Below are 21,644 nucleotides of genomic sequence, written 5' to 3' on the forward strand. Positions count from 1 at the left end.
GTTGCATGGGGAGCCGGCTCCATCGGCCGAGCACCTGCGCGCCGTTGCCGGCCGAAGCGGCCCGGCGGGCGCGCGCGGGCAAGGCGGCCGTCGGCATCGGGCCTCCGTCCGGGAAATACGCCTCGGCGAAGCCCGTCATGCATTGCCTGACGCAGGCAGATTGTCCGTCTCGCTCCCGCCTTCGAAGATGAACAAATTCTCCGACATGAGCACGTTGGTGGCCGTCGTCGAATCGGGCAGCTTCTCCGAGGCTGCCCGCCGCCTCGGCACGACCAAATCGATCGTCAGCCACCGTGTCCAACAGCTCGAGAAACGGCTCGGCTGCGCGTTGCTGACACGCGGACGCCCGCTGCAATTGACCGAGCCCGGACGCAACTTCTTCGAGCGATCCCGAATCCTGCTTCAGGAACTCGAGCGCATGGAGGATGAGGTGCAGGAAGCTGGCGCGAGCCTGCACGGCACGTTGAGGCTGACGGTGCCGGCAACGTTCGTCACGCACCGGCTTGCGCCGCTGCTGGCGCGTTTCGCCGCAAAATATCAGGCGCTTTGCGTGGAAGTCGAGGCGGAGGACCGGCTGTCCAATCTGCAGGACGGCCATTTCGACATTGCGATCCGCATCGGCAGGCTGGCCGATTCGAATCTCGTCGCGCGCCCCCTCTGCGCCAATCACCATCTGATTTGCGCGAGCCCCGCGTATCTCGCGCGGCGCGGCGTGCCGGCGCATCCCGCAGAGCTGTTGCATCACGACGGACTGATCTATCTGAACCGTGAGCCCAATGGAATGTGGAATCTGCCGCTCGACGGCGCCCAGCAGTCGTTCCGGGTGCGCACCCAGATGCGATCCGATTCGGGGCATCAATTGCTCGCGGGCGCGCTGGCCGGCTTGGGCCTCGCGATTCTCCCCACTTTCCTCGCCGCGGATGCACTTCTCGCCGGCGATCTCGTGCCGGTGCTGACCGATCACATCCCGCCGGGCGGCCAGATTTCCGCGTTATACAGAAAGACGATCCGCACATCGCCAAGAATTCAGGCGCTCATCGAGTTTCTCGTCGACGAAATCGGCCAGCCGGCCAGTTGGGACGCACCGCTCATCGAGCGCGGCATCCTGCCCCGCGGCCCACACGCATAGCGACGATCCGCGCCCCGCGCGCGCTCCGCACCGTACCTATCGCCGACCATGCACGGCGCCCGCCATGGCCAAGCACGGCGTTCGAAAAAACCGAACGCCGGTTTCGCCTGCCGCCGGCTATGCCGGCGCGCATCGCGTTCGTAATCTGGTCACCACTTCATTTCCAAGGCCTACATCCATGCACGACCGCACCTTGCAAGACCCCGCGCGCCGCACGATGCTCACACGATCGGCTGCGCTCGCCGCCGGCTCGTTGCTCGGCGCAGAAACGTCGGCAGCGCCAATCCGCGCCGATACCTCGCCCGGCGCGTCGCCTCGTCGGCAAATCGAACATGGCAAACGCACGATCGACGTTCTGATCGTCGGCGGCGGATCGGCCGGCGCGGTGATGGCGGCACGCCTGACCGAAAAGGCGAGCCGCAACGTGCTGCTGCTCGAAGCCGGCCACAACTACGCCGCATGGGACTATCCGCACGTGATCGCGAGCAGCGACATCGTGGGCGGCGATGCCCGCCACGAGTGGGGCTATCGGACGAAACCCGGCTACATCGATCACCCGATCGGCGCGCTGCGCGGCAAAGTGCTGGGCGGCAGCTCCGCGATCAACGGCGCGGTCGCGATCCGCGCCCGCGCTCAGGATCTCAAGAACTGGAATCTGCCCGGCTGGTCGTTCGCCGAAATGCTGCCCGCGTTCAAGCGCCTCGAGAGCCGCGACAGCGGCAGCGCCGCGCTGCACGGCCACGCGGGCCCGCTGCCGGTGCGCCAATTGACCCGCGAGGACATCACGCCGATGCAACGCGCATTCGTCGACGCGACTGTCGCGAACGGCTATCGCATCATCGACGATTTCGACGGCCCGGACGCGAACGGCGTCGGCCCGTATTCGATGAACGTCGTCAATGGCGTGCGTGTCAACACAGGCATCGCCTATCTGACCAACGACGTGCGTGCGCGGGAGAACCTGCAGATCCGTGGAGGTTCGCTCGTCGATCGCGTCCTCTTCGACAACGATCGCGCAATCGGCGTCCGGCTCGCCAGCGGCGAGGAAATTCACGCGGGCGAAGTGATCCTGAGCGCGGGCAGCTACGGCAGCGCCGCGATCCTGCTGCGATCGGGCATCGGGCCGGGCGCGGATCTGCGCGCGCTTTCGATCCCCGAAGTCGCGAACCTGCCCGTCGGGAAACGCCTGAAAGACCACCCTTTCTACTACAACGCCTACGCCGCCCGCCCGGACAAGATCGGCGATCAATCACCCGTGATCGGCGCATTCCTCTGGACACACAGCGCGACCGCGCAAAACGGGGATCTCGACCTGCATGTCACGGCCACGCATCTGTTCCCGCACGATCAAAGCCCGACCGGCGTCGGATTCGTGCTTGCGGTCGCGCTGACGCGACCGCTGTCGGTCGGCAGCCTGAAACTCGCGAGCCGCAAACCCGACGACGCCCCGATCATCGATCTGAATTTCCTCGCCGAAGCGCAGGACCGCGCGCGCCTGCTCGACGGCATCAAGCTGGCGCGGCGTATCGGCCGCACCACGCCGCTGTCGGAGCTCATTCACGCCGAGCTGAATCCCGGTCCGGGCGCCGAGACCGACGAGCAGATCCTCGCGTCCGTCAGATCGACCGTCGACACGTATCACCACCCTACGTCGACCGCGCCGATGGGAACGCCGGGCAACCCGGACGCGGTCGTCGACCTCGACGGGCGCGTGCACGGCGTGCGCAACCTGCGCGTCGTCGATGCATCGATCTTCCCGGATGCGGTTTCCGTCGCCACCAACATCACGACCATCGCGACGGCCGAGCACATCGCGCATCGATTCGTTTGATTCCGATCCGGAGATACTCATGACTTCCGCCTCTCACGCTTTACACTGGATCGACGGCGAATGGGTCGATTCGCCCGCTCGTCGCGATTCGTTCGATCCGGCGACCGGCGCCGTGATCGGCCGCTATGCCGACGGCGGCGAAACCGAAGCGCGCGCGGCCGTCGCGGCGGCGTCCCGCGCGTTCGCACGCACGCGCTGGAAGCACGACGCCGCATTGCGCGCCAAGGCTCTCGACGAACTCGCACTCGCATTCGAACGGCACACCGAAGCGCTCATCGACCAGCTCTCGCTCGAAAACGGCAAGATCAAGCCGGAAGCCCGGTTCGAGGTCGAGATGGCGCCCTCGAAGCTGCGCTATTACGCGGCCCTCGCGCGCGCCGAGCGCGCCCACGGCGGAACGCCGCGGCCGGACGTCGTATCGCTCGTGCTGCGGGAGCCGATGGGCGTGGCCGGCATCATCGTGCCGTGGAATTCCCCCGTCGTCCTGATGGTGCGCGCGCTCGCGCCGGCGCTTGCGGCCGGCGCGAGCGCGGTCGTCAAGATGCCGGGCCAGACCGCGCAAACGAACGCCCTCGTCGCCAAGGTGCTGTCGGAAGCGCCGTCGCTGCCGCGCGGCAGCGTCAACGTGTTCAGCGAATCCGGCGCCGACGGCGCGAAATACCTCGTCGCTTCTCCGGACGTGCCCGTCATCAGCTTCACCGGCTCGACGGCGACCGGCCGCGCGATCTCGGCGGCCGGCGCACAGCGCCTGAAGCGCTTCGGCCTCGAGCTCGGCGGCAAGACACCCCATGTCGTATTCGACGACGCCGATCTCGACGCCGCGCTGCCGGTTCTCGCGAAGTCGCTGACCGTATTCGCCGGCCAGTTCTGCATGACGGGCTCGCGGCTGCTCGTGCAGCGAAACGTGGCGGAAGCGGTGCGCACGCGTCTCGCGGCGACACTCGGCGCGGTGCGCGTCGGCCCCGCCGCCGATCCGCGCAGCGAAATGGGGCCCCTCATCGACCGGGCGAACGTCGCGCGCGTCGATCGCAGCGTCGATCAGGCGATCGCCGCGGGCGCGAAGGTCCTGCTGCGCGGCGGCCCGGCCACCGACGGCGCACTCGCGGCAGGCGCGTTCTACCGCCCGACGCTCCTCGAAGTCGACGATCCGAAGCTCGACATCGTGCAGACCGAAACGTTCGGCCCGGTAATGACGCTGCAGGTGTTCGACACGGAAGACGAAGCAGTCGCGCTCGCCAACGACAGCGAATATGGCCTCGCCGCCGCGGTATGGACGCGCGACGTGCAACGCTCGATGCGGGTCGCGCGCGCACTGCAAGCCGGGACGGTATGGATCAACGATTGGGCGAAGGTCTACGACGAATTCGAGGAAGGCGGCTACCGCCAGTCCGGCCTCGGCCGCCTCAACGGCGCCGCCGCCATCGACGATTTCATCGAGTACAAGCACATCACGCTGAGCACTGGGGCATCGCAATGAAAGACAAAATCGTTCTCGAGGAACACCTGACGACCGAACTGAACAATGCGCGATGGGACGCCTCCGGCGAGGCGGCCCGCAACGGCAAGTCCTACATGGACGATGTCGACGCACGCCTGCTCGACGTCGACAGGCGCATCGACGAGATGGACCGCTGCGGCATCGATGCCGCGATTCTGTCGCTCACGTCGCCCGGCGCGCAGTCGATCCTCGACCGTCACCAAGCTGTCGACTTCGCGAAGCGCACCAACGACGAGATCGCCGAGCGCTTCACGTCGCCCCATCCGGGCCGCCTGCACGCATTCGCGACCGTCGCGCTACAGTCGCCCCGCGATGCGGCCGACGAACTGGAGCGCGCGGTCGCGACGCTTGGGATGAAAGGCGCGCTCATCAACGGCTACACGAACATCGGCGACGCCGAAACGGCACAGTATCTCGACGAAGAGCCGGTCTGGGAATTCTGGGATCGCGTCGCCGGCCTCGACGTCCCGGTTTACCTGCATCCGCGCGAGCCGCTGCCGGGCCAGCGGCGCATCTACGAAGGCTACGCGTCGCTCGTCGGATCGGCGTGGGGCTTCGCGCACGAAACCGCGACTCACGCGATCCGACTCATGCTGAGCGGACTGTTCGACCGATATCCGAACCTGATCGTGATCCTCGGCCATCTCGGCGAAGGCTTGCCGTTGATGCTGCCGCGCCTCGAACATCGCCTGTACATGCAGCGCGACGGCGCCGGCCTCGGTCGCGCGCAACGTCCGGTGAGCGAGTACTTCAACAGGAATTTCTACGTCACGACGAGCGGTCACTTTCACACGAAGGGCCTGTTGAACACGATCAGCGAAATCGGCGTCGATCGCGTCCTGTTCTCCGCAGACTACCCGTACGAAAGTATGGCGACCGCCAGCGCCTGGTTCGATCACGCGTTGATCAGCGATAACGACCGAGTCAAGATCGGCCGCACGAACGCCGCGCAATTGTTCGGCCTGTAGCGCGCAGTTGCCGCTTCGCGGGCGCGTCGCGGGCCGATGACACTCGCGGCCCGGCAAGCGGCAGCGGCGAAGGGTTTGAGGACGATTGCGTACGTCACCCGACGCCCGGCTTCAACGAGATCAACGCAAGGACTCGCGCGATTGCAACGCACTTCGGGCGCAGGGCCGCAGCAGCGGTTAGCGATTGGAACGAGCGGCCTCGCCGGGAGCAAGAACGCCGCTCGCTGCCGCCGCCTCCGAAGCCGGTCGCCGAGGTCATGCCCCGCGGGCAACACGGGACGCACGACCAGCGGATGCACAAGACGACGGCTCGCCGAATGCGCGATCCGCCACTGTCCGAGTATCGGGTGGTATCGCATGGCCCGCGCCGCCGGATCTGGCGCGGCCATCGCGGAGAACCGCGCCTGGAGGATCCCGCGCGGCTGGGGCGTTACCACGGGTAGCGGCTGCACACCGCATTGCGCGGCATTCCCCTGCGGCGAACCATTTTTTTCCGGGTTGGCGCGTGACTATTGTCATGCGATAACGAAATCGTCCTTACCCGGAGCATCACGATGGCCACGCTGGAAGCCTTCCGATGCGTGCTCGACGACGCGCGCACGCCCGAGATCATCCGTCATCACATCATCGATGCGCTGCAATACGCGCTGCGCAATTACGGTCAGGTGTTCACCGCGAAGGAAGTCGAGTGGCTGACCGCGTGGGACGACCCGCGCATTCCGCTCGCCGCGCGCAAGGAGCGCGACAAGCGCGATCCGGTTGCCGCCGCGCGCTGACGCCGCGCGCCGTCACTTCAGGCCGAAGTCGACGCGCGTCGTCGCCCCCTTGTCCTCGATGCCCTTCGCATCCAGCTTCGGCGCGACGATGAACATCCGGCTCGGATCGACCTTGCCCTCCAGATACTGACGCACCGCCTGCGCGCGCGCCTGCGCGAGCGCGCGCAGGCTCGAGTCGTCCACGCTCGCGTGATCGGCGAGCGCCTTCCTCATGTCGTCGTCGGGCAGCGTCTTCGTCAGGCCGATCATGTTGCGCGGCTTCTTGAAGTCGGCGGCCTTGTACGCCTTCGTCAGGTACTTCGTGTACTCGGCGGGATCGACCTTCACCGTCCTCGGATCGATGCTCTCGCCCTGGCCGACCACGTCCTTCAGCTTCTGCTGCCGCACGAGCCTGTCGACGTACGCGTCGCGCAGCCCGGGCAGGTCCTTCTCCGGATCGACGCGGCCGATCAGGTCGAGGCGGATCGACGGCTTGTCCGCGAGCATCGTCGAGATCGTGTCGAGCTTCTTCTTCGACGCGTCGGACAACGTCGAGCGGCCCGGTTCGAACTCGACGTAGCCGAGCTCCTCGCCGCTGCCGCCGAACGCGTGCGCGAGCAGCGTGAACGGCGAAGTGACCGCCTTCGCGATCAGGTTCAGCACCGCGCGCCAGATCAGCCCGCCGATGCTGAACTCCGGATTCGACAGCGATCCGGACACCGGAATGTTCACGTCGATCTCGCCGCGCGAGTTTTTCAGCAGCGCGATCGCGAGCCGCACCGGCAGCTTCGTCGCGGTGTCGTTCTCGACGTGCTCGCCGAACGTCAGCTGATCGATGAAGATGTGGTTGTTCGCGGTCAGCAGATCGTTGTCGAGCTTGTAGTTCAGATCGACGTTCAGCTTGCCCTTCGTGATCGGATAGCCCGCGTATTTCGCCGAATACGGCGTGAGGTTCGTGAGCTCGATGTCGTGCGCGGTCGCGGTCAGGTCGAGCGACGGCTTCTCGATCAGCGGATTCACCGTCCCCTTGATCGTGATCGGGCCGTTCGCCGCGAGCTTCGCGGCGACGTCGACGGGCGCGGGCGTCGTCGAATCGGTGCCGAACGCGCCGACCGTGCCGTTGATCGCGACGAGGTTCGCCGTGTAGTTCGGCTTGATGAAGTTGTCGGTGTACGTGACGCGGCCGCTTTGCAGCAGCAACTGGCCGAAGTGCAGCCGCACCGGATGCTGCGGCGGCGCGGCCGCGCGCACGAGCGCGGCGCCCGACGCGGGCGACGCCGCGGCGGCCGACGCGAGCGCGGACGCCGACGCCGCAGTCGCCGCCTTCGCCTGCGACGCGGCCTGCGGCGTGAGCGGTATCGGCTCCTTGCCGCTCGCGTCGCGCGTGAGCGACTGCGCGGGGCCGCTTTCCTTCGCGACGACTTCGCGCAGGTTCAGCTTGCCTTGCGCATCGAGCAGCACGCGGCCGTAGAAGTTCGAGAACGTCACGCGCGACGCGTCGACGTCGGTGCCGCGCACGTCGTCGTAGCTCGCCTTCAGGTTCGCGAGCGCGAGCGAGCGCCAGCCGGCGAACGGGTCGGACGTCGCCTTGTCGAGCATCCGCACGTCGACGAGCGCCGCGTCGCCGCGATACGACGCCTTCATCGCGTGCTTCGCCTGCTCGACGCTCAGGTCGCCCTTCGCGTTCAGGAGCGCGCTCGCGATCGTCGCGTTGAGCATGCTGCCGAAGTACGGCTCGAACGCGGCCGCGTCGAGCCGGTTGCCGTTCAGCTTCAGGCCGACCTTCAGCGGCGACGTGGTCACGTTGCCCGACAGGTCGAGCGAGCCCTTGCGGTTCAGCGTCGCCGTCAGCTTGACGGGCAACGGCTTCGACAGGTCTTCGCTGATCTGCCTGACATTCAGCGCGAGCGGCGCGATCGCGAGCTTCACGGGGCGCGGCGTCGTGCGGTCGGTGAAATTCGCCTTCGCGTCCTTCACGTTCAGCTCGTCGATCCTGTAACGCCACGCGGGCGCGGCGGGCTGCGCGCCGCGCGCGGACGGCTTCGTCGACGCGGCCGGCTTCCCGCCCGCCGCCTTGCCGCCTTCGCCCGCGAGCGACGCGAGGTCGATCCGGCCGTTCTGCAGCCGCGCGACGTCGAGCGCGAGGCCCGTCGCGTCGACGCTCGCGATTTCGGCGGTGCGCGCGGCGAGATCGATCTTCGTCACCTTCACGCGCGCGTCGGGCAGCACGACAGCCGGCGTCTTCGCATTCGGCAGCGCGATCTTCAGCGATTTCAGGCCGAGCTCGCTGTCGCTCACCTGCGCGTCGAGCGGCGTCTTCGACCAGTCCGCCTTCGCGTTGACCGACGTGCTGAGCGCGCCGTCGAGCACGCGCGCGGACGTCGCGCCCGCGAGATACGGCTGCACGACGGGCAGCGCGAGCGCATCGACGACGAGCTTCGTATCCGCCTGCCGCGCGGCGAGACTGAACGCGCCTTCGGCTTTCAGCGAGCCGCCGCTCGCGACGTCGGTCGCGAGCGTGTAGCGCGCGGGCGTCTTGCCCGCGAGCGTGAAGTCCGCGAGCGTCGTCGCGACGTGCGTGAGCGAAATCGCGGCGGGCGTCGCGAGCGACGCATCGTTCAGGTTCAGCGTGCCGTCGTTGATCGCGAAGCGCTTGATCGTCAGGTCGAGCGGCTGCGCCTTCTCCTTGTCGGCGTTCGCGGCGGCGCTCGATGCGGCCGCGGCGGGCGCCGCTACGGACGATGCGCCCGCGGCCGACGACGGCGAAGTCGCGCCGGACGCGGACGACGGAGCCGATGCGGATGACGCGGGCGAAGCCCCCGACGCCGCACCAGCCGGGCCGGCCGACGGTGCTCCCGCAGCCTTCGTCGCAGCGGCTTTCGCCGCAGCGGGCGCGCCGTTCGCGCCGCCCGCGAGCTTCGTCACGTTCAGCACGCCCGCCTTGTCGCGCGCGAGCGAGACGACGGGCTGGTCGATCCGGATGTCGTCGAAATGCAGCACGTTGCGCAGCGGCTCGAGCTGCGCGGCCGCCACGTGCACCGCGTGCGCGGCGAAGAGCGGCTCGTTCGCGCGGCTCGTCACCTGCGCGTCGTTCAGGTCGACGGTGCCCGACACGCGCAGCGAAGGCGTGTCGCCCGCCATCGCGAAATTCACGTCGAGGTTGCTCGACAGCTTGCCCGAACGCACGTCGACAGGCAGCCTCGTCGGCGCGTACGACAGCAGGCGCGGCACGTCGAGGCCGCCGAGCTTCAGGTTGATCGACGATTCGCGCGACTGCGCGAACGGCTTCGTCTTGCCGTCGATCGCGATCGGGCTGCCGTCGAGGCGGGCGCGCAGCTTCGGCTCGACGAAGATGTCGGTCTTCGACGGCAGCGTCGCGATGAACGGAATGCCGAGCGTCCATTGATCGACGACGTGCTTCGCGTTCAGCAGCCGGTCGTCGAAATCGATGCGGCCGTCGTTGACCTGGATGTTCGACACCGAGAAGCGCACCGGCTTGGCCGACGGCTGCGGCGACGGCTTCGAGAACTTGTCGACCAGATCGGTGAAGTTCAAGCGCTGCGCATCGTAGCGGACGATCCGAAAACGCGGCTGATCGAGCCGCACCTCGTCGACGATCGGCGCGAAGCGCGCGAGCGACGTCCACGACGCGCGCACGACGAGCTTGCCGATGTCGACGAAATCGCCCTGCCCGCCGCGCTCGCCGACGTGCACGCCGTCGGCCTCGAGCCGCAACGTGTAGGGATTGAACGCGATGCGCGCGATCGTCGCGGGACGCTCGAGCTGCCGGCTCAATTGCTGCTCGGCGACGTGCCGGATCAGCGGCGGCGCCGCGAAAAAGCCGAGCAGCCCGAACACCACGAGGAAAATCAGCACGCCGATGCCGGCGCGCTTCGCGCGGCGCGAGCGGGCGGCGACGCCAAGCTTTTGCAAGGTCGATTGGACGGTTTCTTTATTGAATGCCATTACTGAATCGCCGTCGGAACGGCAGCGAGGAAATCGGGACGGGAGCGTCCGGCTTTCGCCAGTATAGGCGCTGCGGCTTTCGCGACGCAGCGTGGAAGGCGGGCGTCGGCGCGCGCAGCGCCCGGGCGTATGACCGGGCGGCGCGCGCGAACGTTCACTTGCGGACGACGGCGGGAGGTTGCCAGTTGCCGTCGGCGGCTTGCCGCTTCGGCGCATAGAGCCGCAGCGCGAGCTCGAAATCGGCGCGCGGCGCGGGCAGCCAGTTCGACGCGTAGCCCTTGCCGGGCGGCGTCGCGGACACGACGATCTCGAGCGAGCCATCGCGGTTGCGGTGCAGCCGGTCGCGCTCGCCGATCGAGCGGCGCGCGCGGCCGAGCTCGGGCACCGCGCCGTCCGGCGTGTACGGCGCGAGCGACCAGAATGCGCGGGCGGGCGGCAGCGCGTTCGGCGCGAAGCGGATCACGTAGCGGTGCGCGCCGTTCAGCGGCCGGCCCGCGCTGTCGGTCTTCACGACGGCGACGATTTCGTCGTCGCGGGTTCCCGCGCCGAATTGCGTCGACGCCGCGTATGCGCGCAACGCGTAGTCCTGCCCGTAGTTACCGACGCCGTCGCCAAGCCAGCTCCAGCCGTTCGCGGCGAGCGCGTTCGGCGGCAGCGCGGCGAGCCGCTCGCGCGCCTCGGCCGCGCCGTTCTCGGCGCCGATCAGCTTGTCGCCCTTCCATTGCACCGGCGCGCCCGCCGTCACGCCGATGTCGGCGAGGATTTCCTGCGCGTGCGCGTCGGCGGCGGGCGGCGGGTTGTCCTGCAGCGCGCGCGCGACGCGCGAGAAGAACCCCGGCGGATCGAGCGCCGCGACCTGCGCGACGGGCGAGGCGACGGGCGAAGCGACGCCCGATGCGGGCTCGGCCGACGCCGCCCCCGCGTCCGCACGCGCGGCGCGCGGTGCGCGGCGGGCGTCGCCGGTGTAGACGGACAGCGGCTCGACGCGAATCGCGCGCTGCAGCCGCTTCGCGGCGGCGAGGTCGCGCCCGCCGCTCGTCTGGACCCGCACGTCGAGCCATACGTTGCGCGCGGGCGCGTCGACGCGCGTGACGCCCTCCGGCAGCGAGCCTTCCCAGCCCGCGCCGACGAACGCGAGCGTGCGCGCCCGGCTCGCGCCCGAGCGCGGATTCGCCGACGGGCCGCTCGACCACAGCACGTTGGTCCACATGTCGAGCGCGCGGGCGTCGACATAGCGGCCGCGCCCGTCGGGCAGCACGACGACGACCGGCTCCTCGGCCACGTCGAGCCACGCGGTCGAATCGAGCATGTCGACGCTCGCGAGCGGCGGGTTCGCGGCGCCCGGCGCGGGCAGCGCCTGCGCGTGGCGCAGCGTGTTGACGGGCATGGCGCCCGGCGCGCCGTCGGCCGTCGCGGCTTCCTTCGCGACGTCCATCAGCACGAGCGGATAAGCGTAGATATAGGAATCGGCGACCTCGCTACGCATCCAGCCCGTCTTGCGCTGGATTGCCTCGGGCGTCGACGTGCAGGCCGCAAGCAGCGCCAGCGCGGCTAGCGACGCGCAAGCGCGCCGCAGAGAAACAGTGGATTCTTGTCGGTTTGTTGTCATTCGGTGGCACGGCGAACGCGCGGCCAGGCCGCGCGTGTTGATCGGCGGCCGGCGCGTAGGGCGCGGGGTCTTCCTCGTAGCGTGCGTGCCGGCCGGCTGTCACTTGATCAGCTCTTTATTTTTTGATCGGCAGTATCGTACTCTCGTCCCCCCGGCCAAAACAATGCCCGATCGCGAGATCGGGCGATTCGGGCAACGCGGAACACGGGCGCGCGGCGGCGGGCGGCCACTATTTGGGATCGGGCGACAGTAGCGGGGGGGCGGCGCGTGCGAGGCGTCCGTCACTGCTGGCGACCGCGAATTCGCGGGCAAACGCGAGCGCGCGAAAAATCGTCGCGCCCATCCCGCGCCACGCCGTTCCGCATTGGCCGAGCCGGCCGGCGGGCCGATCGCGCATGTCCGGCGCGCGCGGCGGGCCGGCGCGCGATCGGCCCGCCGGCCCGCTATCCGCGCTGCTCGACAAGCCGGCCTTGCTCGAGCGCGAAGCGCCGCACGACCTTGACCGTCGGCGCCTGCGCAAACGGCGCGCCTTCCGGGCGGTCCAGATATTCGACGACGACGATCGCGCCGCCCGTCGCCGCGCGCTCGATCGACACCGAGACGGGCTTCACCCGATCGCCGAGCAGCACGGCCGGCGCGCCGCCGCCCGGCTGCACGGTCGCGACGTACAGGAACCGGCCGCTGCCGCCCGGATCGTCGCTCAGCAGGACGGCCTCGAGCGGACCGCCGGCGATCGTCGCCGGGGCGCTCCGCGCGACGAGCGTCGTCACGCGCTTCGCCGCCGAGCCCGGCGCGGCCGGGCGCACCGATTCGCCGTTGGTCAGCTTGATCGACTCGCCTTCGATCGCATAGGTCGCGCCGGCGGCGTCGGGCGAAGGCGCACTCCCGCCCGTCATCCGCAGCGCGAGCCGCTCGGCGGCGACGCCGCGCAGCGCGGCGATCCGCGCCGTATACGCGTTCGTCAGGCAATCGATCCGCGCGCCGCACGCGTCGCGCACGCGCTGCCGCCAACTCTGCTGCCCGTCGCGCAGCGCGTCGCGGAACTCGCGGTACGCGATGCCTTCGTCGGCCGGCCGCGCGTTCTGCAGCAACTCGTAGTACGCGGCCATTCGGACGTCCAGCTCGCCGAGCGCGGGCGTGCCGCAGATCGCGCGCTCGGCGGCGCTCGCGGCACGCGCGCAGTCGAAGCTCGCAGCGCGCGCGAACGGCGCGCCGAACGCCAGCGCGGCGCCGAGCGCGGCGGCCATCAGTCGTTTCGTGTTCGTCGCCATGCTTCCTCCTTGCGGTGCTTCGAGTACGCAATTCCGCGAACGTTCATGTGGCGCGCAGCGGAAGTGGGGGCGGTGGCGGTGGCGGTTGCGGTTGCGGTGGCGGTGGCGGTGGCCGTGGCCGTGGCCGTGGCCGTGGCCGTGGCCGTGGCGATGGCGATGGCGATGGCGATGGCGATGGCGATGGTAAAGGCTACGGCAGCCGCAAGCGAACACGCCGGGAGCGTCCGGGCGCATCGGCCACGGCCACGGGCGCGGAACCCAAGCCGAAGCGCGCCGAACGGTGACGTTGCCCGCCGCCGATACGTGGCCAAACGCCGCGCCCTCACGCAAGCCCGAAAAGCCGCACCGGCCACCCCGCCGCCCCGCCGACGCGCTGCGGCGGCCCCCCGCTGCGACCGCCCCGCTCCGCCCGCCTCCGGCACCCGGCATCGGCCCCTCATCTCGCACTTGACCTTCCCATCATGGGAAAGTTGATACTTCGAATCATCGGCGGCATCGCCCGCCTCATCGAATCGGATTACAGATGACCAAGCTGTTCGCTCCGGCCGCCCCAGTCACGACGACGCTGCTCGTCGAAGGCATGCATTGCGGCGGCTGTACGTCGCGCGTCGAGCAGGCGCTCGCCCGGGTGCCGGGCGTCACCGGCGCGGCGGCGGATCTCGCCGCCGGCACCGCAACCGTCGACGCGGCGTCCGCGATCGACGCGGCCCGCCTCATCGACGCGCTGGGCGCGGCCGGATACCGCGCGACGGTCGCGACGACGCGCGCCGCGTGCTGGGATGCGCAGGCGCGGCACGAAGGCCCGCGAGACGAAGACGGCGATGACACCGCCGTCGCACCGCGCGCGGCAACGATCACGCTGACCATCGGCGGAATGACCTGCGGCGGCTGCGCGCGGCGCGTCGAGCAGGCGCTCGCGAACGCGCCCGGCGTGACGGCTGCGAAGGTGGATTTCGCCACGACGAGCGCGGAGGCGGATGTCGCGCACGACGTCGATCCGCGGACGCTCGTCGCGGCCGTCGAGCGCGCCGGGTATCGAGCGCAGGTCGTGCGAGGCGCGCACGCCGACGCCGCGCCAGCGCCTGCCGCGCGCCCGCTCGACGACGCGGGGCGCTCACACGCGCCGCCCGCTGTCCTCGCGGCCGACGAATCGGCCGCTGCCCCCCCGGCGCCTGCCGCGACGACGAAGACGTTCGAACTGGACATCGGCGGGATGACCTGCGCGTCGTGCGCCGGCCGTGTCGAAAAGGCGCTGTCGCAAGTTCCCGGCGTCGCCCGGGCAGCGGTCAACCTCGCCACCGAACAGGCAACCGTCGAGGCCGATGCGCATGTCGATGCCGCCCGGCTGATCGACGCGGTGCAACAAGCAGGCTACCGCGCGTCGCCGATCGGCACGGCGTCCACCCCCTCTTGCGCGACGGCCAGCGCCACCGCCCACCGCCCCGCATCGCCGGGCGCCGACGAGCGCAAGCTCGCCGAAGCGCGCCGCGAGCGCGCGCTCGTGATCGCGTCCGCCGTGCTGAGTGCGCCGCTCGCGCTGCCGATGTTCGCCGCGCCGTTCGGCGTCGACGCCGCACTGCCCGCATGGCTGCAGCTCGCGCTCGCGTCGATCGTGCAGTTCGGCTTCGGCGCGCGCTTCTACCGCGCGGCGTGGCACGCGCTGAAGGCCCGCGCCGGCAACATGGACCTGCTCGTCGCGCTCGGCACGTCGGCCGCGTACGGCCTGAGCATCTGGCTGATGCTGCGCGACCCCGGTCGCGCCGCGCACCTGTACTTCGAGGCGTCCGCCGTGATCGTCACGCTCGTGCGCTTCGGTAAATGGCTCGAGGCGCGCGCGAAGCGGCAGACCACCGACGCGATCCGCGCGCTCAACGCGCTGCGCCCCGACCGCGCGCGCATCGTCGAACACGGCGTCGAGCGCGACGTGCCGCTCGCGCAGGTGCGCGTCGGCACCATCGTGCGCGTGCTGCCGGGCGAGCGCGTGCCCGTGGACGGCCGGATCGAGGCGGGCGTCACGCACGTCGACGAATCGCTGATCACGGGCGAAAGCCTGCCGGTTGCGAAGGAGCCGGGCGAGCGCGTGACCGCCGGCTCGATCAACGGCGAAGGCGCGCTCACCGTCGCGACCACCGCGATCGGCGCCGAGACGACGCTCGCGCGCATCATCCGCCTCGTCGAATCCGCGCAGGCCGGGAAAGCGCCGATCCAGCGCCTCGTCGATCGCGTGAGCGCCGTGTTCGTGCCCGCGATCGTCGCGATTGCGTTCGCCACGTTCGCCGGCTGGCTCGCCGCGGGCGCGGGCGCCGAAACGGCGATCCTCAACGCGGTCGCGGTGCTCGTGATCGCGTGCCCGTGCGCGCTCGGCCTCGCGACGCCCGCCGCGATCATGGCGGGCACGGGCGTCGCGGCGCGCCGCGGCGTGCTGATCAAGGACGCGCAGGCGCTCGAGCTCGCGCAGCGCGCGCGCATCGTCGCGTTCGACAAGACCGGTACGCTGACGGAAGGCAAGCCGACCGTCACCGCGTTCGACGCGATCGGCATCCCGCGCGGCGACGCGCTCGCGCTCGCCGCCGCCGTCCAGCGCGACAGCGCGCATCCGCTCGCGCGCGCGGCCGTCGCCGCTTTCGACGACGACGACGACGCGCGCCGCTCGCCGCTTGCCGCCGCGCGCGCCGACACGCCGCGCGCGGTCGCCGGGCGCGGCGTTCAAGCGCGCGTCGACGGCCGCCTCCTCGCGCTCGGCAGCACGCGCTGGCGCGACGAACTCGGCATCGCCGTGCCCGACGACGTCGCGCGCCGCGCGGCGGCGCTCGAGGCGGCGGGCAACACGGTGTCGTGGCTGATGCGCGCCGACGCGCCGCGCGCGGCGCTCGCACTCGTCGCGTTCGGCGACACGGTGAAGCCGCACGCGCGGCGCGCGATCGAGCGGCTCGCGGCGCGCGGCGTCAAGAGCGCGCTCGTCACGGGCGACAACCGCGGCAGCGCGGCGGCCGTCGCCGCGTCGCTCGGCATTGACGAAGTGCACGCGCAGGTGCTGCCGGACGACAAGGCGCGGGTCGTCGCGCAGATGAAGGCGACGGCAGGCGACGGCGTGGTCGCGATGGTCGGCGACGGCATCAACGACGCGCCCGCGCTCGCCGCCGCCGACGTCGGCATCGCGATGGCGACGGGCACCGACGTCGCGATGCACACGGCCGGCATCACGCTGATGCGCGGCGATCCGGCGCTCGTCGCGGACGCGATCGACATCTCGCGCCGCACATACCGGAAAATCCAGCAAAACCTGTTCTGGGCGTTCGTCTACAACCTGGTCGGCATTCCGCTCGCGGCGCTCGGCTGGCTGAATCCGATGATCGCGGGCGCGGCGATGGCGTTCTCGAGCGTGAGCGTCGTGACGAACGCGCTGTTGCTGCGGCGCTGGAAAGGCGACGCGCGCTAAAGCGCGCACGCGCACGGACTGCGCGCCGCGCTTGGGGTGCGTGGCGCACGCGCGCGGCTCACGGCGCGCGTCGACAACCGCTGATAACCGGTGATAACCGCCGACAACCGGCGACAAATTGCGACACGGCCGCGAGCGCGGCTGCGCTAGACTCCACGCATCGACAAGCACGACGGCGACGACACGCGCCGCCTCTGAAACCGCATGACCGCATCCACCGCCCGGCGCTCGCCGACGCCCGCGACGCCTCCGCGCCGCACCGGCCGCCACCTGCTCGCCGCGCTCGCCGTCGCGCTGATCGGCCTTCCACACGCGCACGCCGAAATCCGCTGCGGCTGGCTGCAGAATCCGACGCCCGGCAACTGGTGGCTCGACGACCGCACCGGCTCGTGGACGCTCAGCACGATGGGCGGCCCCGAAGCCGAAGGAATGGACCTGATTCCCGACATGGCGGGCAATCAATACGTCGAAACCAACGGCCCGCACGGCTATGCCTGCGCGTGTCTCACGGTGGTCACCACCAAGCCGGAACGGCGGATCGTGAAGGTGCTGAAGGCGAAGCAGTTGCCGCTTTCGCGGTGCCGGCGCGACAAGCGGCTCAAGGAGCCGGAGTAATCGGGCGAACGGAACGCGAACGAACCGCGAACGGAACGCGCATCGGGAACGTGACGGAACGCGCGCGGCGTCGCGCCGTCGTCGCGAACGCCGGGCCGGATGCCGGATCGACCGCGTCGCATCGAAGCCCCTGACGCGCCCCGATCGATGCCCGGCGCCGCACGACGCGCGCGGACGCGTCCCGCGACGCGCCGCACACGTGCCGGCCGCGCAAGCGCCCGATCAGGGCGATTCGATCGACTTGACGAACGTCGTCGTCGCGGCGGCGAAGCCCAGCTCGCGATACAGCGCGAGCGCGGCCGTGTTGTGATTGAACACCGACAAGCCGATCTCGCTCACGTGCAACTGCCGTGCATCGTCTTCGAGCGCCTGCAGCACGCGCGTCGCCCACCCCTGGCGGCGAAAGGCGGGCTCGATTTCGAGATCGTAGATGAACAGCGACCGATGCGGCCCTTCGGTAACGACGCCATACCACAGGTGGCCGAGCACGGCGCCGCCGGCGGATTCGCTCAGCGTCAGCAGCACCTGATCGTCGGTGAGAAGCCCATCCGGCAGCAGCGTATCGATGCACGCGAGCGCGCGTTCGTCGGCTTCGTCGGGCGCGCTCTGGCCGGATTCGATCAGATCGCGCGCGTAGCCTCGCGCGGCATGCTGGCGGTATTCGCGGAATTCCGTCTGGGTCATCGGACGCATCTGCAACATGCCGCACCTGTTCGAAGAAGCGGGTCTATCAGTCAGTGTAGCGGGCGACGCGGGATTGCGCGAATCGGAATTCGCTTGCCGGTGACGGGCGGGTTCGGAGCCGGCTATTCGCTTGTCGCGTTCGGCGCCGGCGTCGCGAGCGCGCGTCTGCCGCTCGCGTCGAACGCGGGAGAAAGTCCCGCGCAGGCGGGCGGCGGCGGTCTCGCCGATCGGAGCGTTTCGATAGTCGGCGCGCCGGCAACCGGCAAGCGATGCGGTGTCGTTCGATGGCGATGCCCGGCGCCGCATTCGGCGGCTTCGGCATGCCGACGGGGGATTGGTCCGCGGCTCGCGATCGTCACGATTCGAGAGGTTGCCCGGCGCGCTTTCGGGCTCGCGGCTCGTCGCGGCTCGCCGCCGCGATGGCCTTCGCGATCGGCCTGCCGGCGCCGCTCGGCGGCGCGGTCGCGCAATTCAACGAGAAGTCGGCGACGTTCGCCGCCGGCGCTGTGCGCGGCGCCGCCGCGATTGCCGCCGTGATCGGCCTCCATCGCGACGGGGCAGTTGCGCCGTCAATGCCGCGCCGGCGAAGCCGCACGCGACGGTTCGCGTCGCCGGCACGATAGCGGCCGCCGCACGGTCGCCCACAGCCGGACGCTCGGCCGGCAAGGGCGCGGCAGCGGTTTGCGGCGGCACGGCGAGGCGCGCCCGTCGATTCGTGCCGGCGCAGGCGCTCCGCGCACGGCCTCGACGCCGTCGGCCTGGCGGCAGACTAATTCGCCGCCGCAACGCCAATCGGGGCCGCTGCGGCGGCCGTCATCGAATCCGATATCGCACGCCATTCGCCGACGCGCGCCCGAACCGCGACGTCCGGGGCGCGTATGCGCCGTCGGCAAGAATCAGCGGCGGATCAGGCCGACTTGCGAGACGTGCGACTTGCGCACGCGCTCCGCCTCGGCGTGGCGGGCCTTGTACGAATAGTCGGCGTCGAGCGGCAGATGCGGCGACGTGAAAAGGTCTTCGATCTTTTGAAGCAGCGCGAAGATGAGGCTCATTTGCGACTCCTGTCAGCTAACGTCTAGGGTTTTCCCTTAGATGTAATTCTAGGGGTTTTCCCTAGGAACATCTAGTGCGTCGCAGCAAAAATCTCGCAAATCGCCCTTTTCCGCCGTGAATGGAGCCGGCTCGTTGCGACGTCGCAACAGACGTGCGTCATCGCGCCGCAGAAGTCCGGTGCGTCCCTTTTTTTCATTCAGCGCCGGCGGCGCGGGGCGTGCATCCGCTTGACCGGCGTCGCGGTGCTCGACAGACGGCTCGTCAGGCGATCGACCTGCGCACCGAGTTCATCCTGGCGCTGCGACAGCGTCGCGATCGTCGCGTCGCGGGTCGCCTGCGCGGCAACCAGCCTGTCGATTCGTTGCTGCGTTGCAGCATACTGATCGCGCTGCCGCGACATTTGCACCGCCTGAGCGATCAACACGGCGAGCGTGACGAGCAGAACCACCGCGAGCGCGAGCAGTAGGCGGTTCACCCGGCGCATCTGCGCATCGGCCGCCCGGCGCAGGTCGAGCGTTTCCGATTGAAGCGCGCGGACCCGGTCGGCAAGCGGCCGCAGGTGCGCGTCGAGATCGGCTGGGGCGGCGGGCGAAGCCGACGGTGAGGGAGCCGTATGCGGCGCGCTCCGGCGATCGCGGGCACCAGCCGATATGGACGCGCCGGACGACGCGGAAGGTGCAACCGGCGTGGGCAACGTGGGCGATGCGGACGGCGACGACGGCGCGTGCGGCATCGACGCCGCAGTAGCCGCAGATGACGCCGACGACATGGGCGACGCGGTAGACGCGGCCGAGACGGCGGACTGGAGCGACGCGTCGGCGCCGTCGGCGGCGCCACCGGAACGATCGGCACGGCCGGCCACATAGCCGTTCGACGCGGCCGGTTTTGCGGTGCCGCCCGCGTCAGGCGCCCTTCGGGATTTCGACGCCGCCGCAGGCGCGTCGATTGCCGCATCGGCCGCCGCGCGGCCCGCGAGCGGCAATGCCGGCTGCGGGCTTTCCGAACTCGAATCGGCTCGAGCCGGGTTTGCCGGCTCGCGATCCGTCGCCGCCACGGCTTCGGCCGCCGGGTCAGGCGCCGCCGCGTCCCGACTCGCCACGGGCCCAGCCGGCGCACCGCGAGCCGCGCTAGCCGGGACACCTCGACTTCCCGCCGCTTCGCCTCCGACCGCCCGGCCTCCAGCCGCCCCGCCGTCCGAAACCTCGCCTTCGCCCGCGCGGCCTTCACGCGCACCGCGTTCGGCCGCCGGCCTGTCGCTGTCCGAGCGGCGCGCGGACGGGCGGCGCGAACGCGGCGGCCGGGCAGCCGTCGCGTCGTCGGTGCCGGACGTCGTCACCATCGGCTCGGATGCGCCGGCCGCGGGCCCGTTGCGTCGCCGCGCCTGCGTGTCCGCCAACGCGGGCTCGCTGGAACCCGCCTCGGCGCCCGCGCCTTCGTCCGCCGCAGCCGCGGCCCGCGGGCGCTCGTGCGCCGCTTCGGCGGCGGCGCGCCCGTCGGCGTCACGTTGCGCGTCCCGCGTATCCGCCGCCTGCGCTTCTGCGAATCCGCTCAGCAGATCCGCCTGTTCGCCGGCCGGCTGCGCCCCGCGCACCGTCGCACGCGCGGCGCGCGCGCTGGCGTCGCGCCGCGACTGTTCGAAGCCATCGAGCCGGCGCGGTTGCGCGCCCGCCGCGTCTCGTTCGGCGTCTCGTTCGGCGTCTCGTTCGGCGTCTCGTTCGGCGTCTCGTTCGGCGCCGTCGACGGCCGCGCCGGCGGCCGCCTCGCCCGTCACCTCGTCGTTTCCTGCGGCGGCGCCGAACAGATCGAGCGTGCGCTCGTCGCGAAACGCGTCGCGCGCGGCGGCGTCGCCGCCGGGGCGGGCCGCCGCGCGCGACTGCACGCGGCCGCTCGCCGCTGCGGCGCGCGGCCGCCGCTTGGTCGTGGGCGAACGGGAAGAACGGGGACGTGAGGATGCTGCGGAATCGGTCATGGATCGTTCAGCGGCGCGCCGCACGCGCGCCTGACTCGGCTTCGAGCAATTTCGGGAAGGCGGCATTGTCTCACGCCCGCCGCGCGAGCCCGCGCGTCAATCGTCCGGCAAGCCGCTCTTCTGCTCGGCAAAACCTTTCACGCCCGGCAACTGCCGCAGCCGCGCGCAAATGCTGCCGTATTCGGCGTCCGACACGCGGCCGAGCGCGATCGTCACTTCGTCGCTGTCCGCCGCATCCTCGCTCTGCTGGACGATGAAGCGCTTGACGCGCGCGCTGTCGACGCCGAGCGCCGCGTGCAGCGAATCGAACGTCAGCGTGCCGCGCTCGACGAGCAGCACGAGATGGCGGCGCTGGCGCACGGTCAGGTAGCGGCGCTCGAGCGGCTTGATGCCGGCAAGGATCACGAGAATGATGACCGTCGCCGCGATCGCCGCCGCGTACAGCCCGCCGCCCACCGCGAGCCCGACGGCCGCGACCGACCACAGGCTCGCGGCCGTCGTCAGCCCGCGGACGATCTCGCCGCGCAGCAGGATCGACCCCGCGCCGAGAAAGCCGATTCCCGACACGACCTGCGCGGCCATCCGCGACGGATCGAGGTCGACGTGCGCCTGGCCGAGCACGTCGGCGAAGCCGAACGCCGACACGATCATGATGAGCGCCGAGCCCACGCACACGAGCATGTGCGTGCGCAGCCCGGCCGCCCAAGACAGGCGCTCGCGCTCGATGCCGATCACGCTGCCGAGCGCCGCCGCGAGAATCAGCCGCATGATGAGTTCGACGTTGTTCAACATCCATGCTCTCCCATGTTCGACGGCGGCGGGCCGCATGCTTTATCCTTGCCGCTCGGCCCGCGCGT

Annotated in this window: 16 protein-coding genes; 8 read left to right on the forward strand and 8 right to left on the reverse strand. The window is 70.4% G+C overall.

The features are described 5' to 3' along the window. The first annotated feature begins 187 nt into the window (after nucleotides 1–187). The 5 genes from BTH_RS11060 to BTH_RS11080 all read left to right on the forward strand — a co-directional run bounded on the left by BTH_RS11060 (nucleotide 188) and on the right by BTH_RS11080 (nucleotide 6,202). On the forward strand, nucleotides 188–1,129 hold the full coding sequence (locus BTH_RS11060; RefSeq protein ID WP_009908122.1) for a LysR family transcriptional regulator: 942 nt from the start codon (nucleotides 188–190) through the stop codon (nucleotides 1,127–1,129). Nucleotides 1,130–1,307: 178 nt separating this feature from the next. Then, the gene (locus BTH_RS11065; RefSeq protein ID WP_009894143.1) at nucleotides 1,308–2,960 is read left to right on the forward strand and encodes a GMC family oxidoreductase; all 1,653 of its coding nucleotides are present in this window, start codon (nucleotides 1,308–1,310) and stop codon (nucleotides 2,958–2,960) included. 19 nt (nucleotides 2,961–2,979) lie between these two features. Further along, nucleotides 2,980–4,437 carry an aldehyde dehydrogenase family protein gene (locus BTH_RS11070; RefSeq protein ID WP_009894144.1) on the forward strand — a complete coding sequence of 486 codons (1,458 nt, stop codon included), beginning with the start codon at nucleotides 2,980–2,982 and terminating at the stop codon, nucleotides 4,435–4,437. Continuing rightward, on the forward strand, nucleotides 4,434–5,426 hold the full coding sequence (locus BTH_RS11075) for an amidohydrolase family protein (RefSeq protein ID WP_009894145.1): 993 nt from the start codon (nucleotides 4,434–4,436) through the stop codon (nucleotides 5,424–5,426). Before BTH_RS11070 ends, BTH_RS11075 begins: the two co-directional genes overlap by 4 nt. A 554-nt stretch (nucleotides 5,427–5,980) precedes the next feature. Further along, nucleotides 5,981–6,202 (forward strand): hypothetical protein, encoded by a 222-nt coding sequence (locus BTH_RS11080; protein WP_009894146.1) that lies wholly within the window; start codon nucleotides 5,981–5,983, stop codon nucleotides 6,200–6,202. Between the two features lie 12 nt (nucleotides 6,203–6,214). On the opposite strand, the gene BTH_RS11085 is transcribed toward BTH_RS11080, so the two are convergent. The 4 genes from BTH_RS11085 to BTH_RS11100 all read right to left on the reverse strand — a co-directional run bounded on the left by BTH_RS11085 (nucleotide 6,215) and on the right by BTH_RS11100 (nucleotide 13,261). Beyond that, complete coding sequence (locus tag BTH_RS11085) at nucleotides 6,215–10,147, reverse strand: DUF748 domain-containing protein (RefSeq protein ID WP_025404208.1); 3,933 nt, start codon at nucleotides 10,145–10,147, stop codon at nucleotides 6,215–6,217. Next, nucleotides 10,147–10,305: a transcriptional regulator gene (locus BTH_RS34430; protein ID WP_161654567.1), complete on the reverse strand. Its 159-nt coding sequence runs from the start codon at nucleotides 10,303–10,305 to the stop codon at nucleotides 10,147–10,149. The genes BTH_RS11085 and BTH_RS34430 overlap by 1 nt, the downstream gene beginning before the upstream one ends. Beyond that, nucleotides 10,302–11,756 (reverse strand): DUF1254 domain-containing protein, encoded by a 1,455-nt coding sequence (locus tag BTH_RS11090; protein ID WP_009894148.1) that lies wholly within the window; start codon nucleotides 11,754–11,756, stop codon nucleotides 10,302–10,304. Before BTH_RS11090 ends, BTH_RS34430 begins: the two co-directional genes overlap by 4 nt. A gap of 443 nt (nucleotides 11,757–12,199) precedes the next feature. Next, nucleotides 12,200–13,261: a lysozyme inhibitor LprI family protein gene (locus tag BTH_RS11100; RefSeq protein WP_373366136.1), complete on the reverse strand. Its 1,062-nt coding sequence runs from the start codon at nucleotides 13,259–13,261 to the stop codon at nucleotides 12,200–12,202. A gap of 289 nt (nucleotides 13,262–13,550) precedes the next feature. Between BTH_RS11100 and BTH_RS11105 the strand changes: the two genes are divergently transcribed. Both BTH_RS11105 and BTH_RS11110 read left to right on the forward strand, forming a co-directional pair. Continuing rightward, nucleotides 13,551–16,466: a heavy metal translocating P-type ATPase gene (locus BTH_RS11105; protein ID WP_009894150.1), complete on the forward strand. Its 2,916-nt coding sequence runs from the start codon at nucleotides 13,551–13,553 to the stop codon at nucleotides 16,464–16,466. Between the two features lie 204 nt (nucleotides 16,467–16,670). Continuing rightward, nucleotides 16,671–17,081, forward strand: coding sequence for a DUF4087 domain-containing protein (locus BTH_RS11110; protein ID WP_009894151.1), 411 nt, complete (start codon nucleotides 16,671–16,673; stop codon nucleotides 17,079–17,081). Nucleotides 17,082–17,303: 222 nt separating this feature from the next. Here BTH_RS11110 and BTH_RS11120 read toward each other — a convergent pair whose 3' ends face one another. Further along, nucleotides 17,304–17,783: a GNAT family N-acetyltransferase gene (locus BTH_RS11120; protein ID WP_009894154.1), complete on the reverse strand. Its 480-nt coding sequence runs from the start codon at nucleotides 17,781–17,783 to the stop codon at nucleotides 17,304–17,306. 401 nt (nucleotides 17,784–18,184) lie between these two features. Here BTH_RS11120 and BTH_RS35105 point away from each other — a divergent pair, with 401 nt between their 5' ends. Continuing rightward, a complete protein-coding gene (locus BTH_RS35105; protein ID WP_223297133.1) occupies nucleotides 18,185–18,388 on the forward strand; it encodes a hypothetical protein in 204 nt (67 codons plus the stop codon). Nucleotides 18,389–18,661: 273 nt separating this feature from the next. Here BTH_RS35105 and BTH_RS34435 read toward each other — a convergent pair whose 3' ends face one another. The 3 genes from BTH_RS34435 to BTH_RS11145 form a co-directional block, all read right to left on the reverse strand. Next, nucleotides 18,662–18,817 carry a hypothetical protein gene (locus BTH_RS34435; protein ID WP_009894156.1) on the reverse strand — a complete coding sequence of 52 codons (156 nt, stop codon included), beginning with the start codon at nucleotides 18,815–18,817 and terminating at the stop codon, nucleotides 18,662–18,664. Nucleotides 18,818–19,014: 197 nt separating this feature from the next. Continuing rightward, nucleotides 19,015–20,853: a hypothetical protein gene (locus tag BTH_RS34440; RefSeq protein WP_011401538.1), complete on the reverse strand. Its 1,839-nt coding sequence runs from the start codon at nucleotides 20,851–20,853 to the stop codon at nucleotides 19,015–19,017. Nucleotides 20,854–20,883: 30 nt separating this feature from the next. Then, the gene (locus tag BTH_RS11145) at nucleotides 20,884–21,579 is read right to left on the reverse strand and encodes an MgtC/SapB family protein (RefSeq protein WP_009894160.1); all 696 of its coding nucleotides are present in this window, start codon (nucleotides 21,577–21,579) and stop codon (nucleotides 20,884–20,886) included. Between the last annotated feature and the right edge of the window lie 65 nt (nucleotides 21,580–21,644).

The organism is Burkholderia thailandensis E264 (assembly GCF_000012365.1).
GTDB classification, from domain to species: domain Bacteria; phylum Pseudomonadota; class Gammaproteobacteria; order Burkholderiales; family Burkholderiaceae; genus Burkholderia; species Burkholderia thailandensis.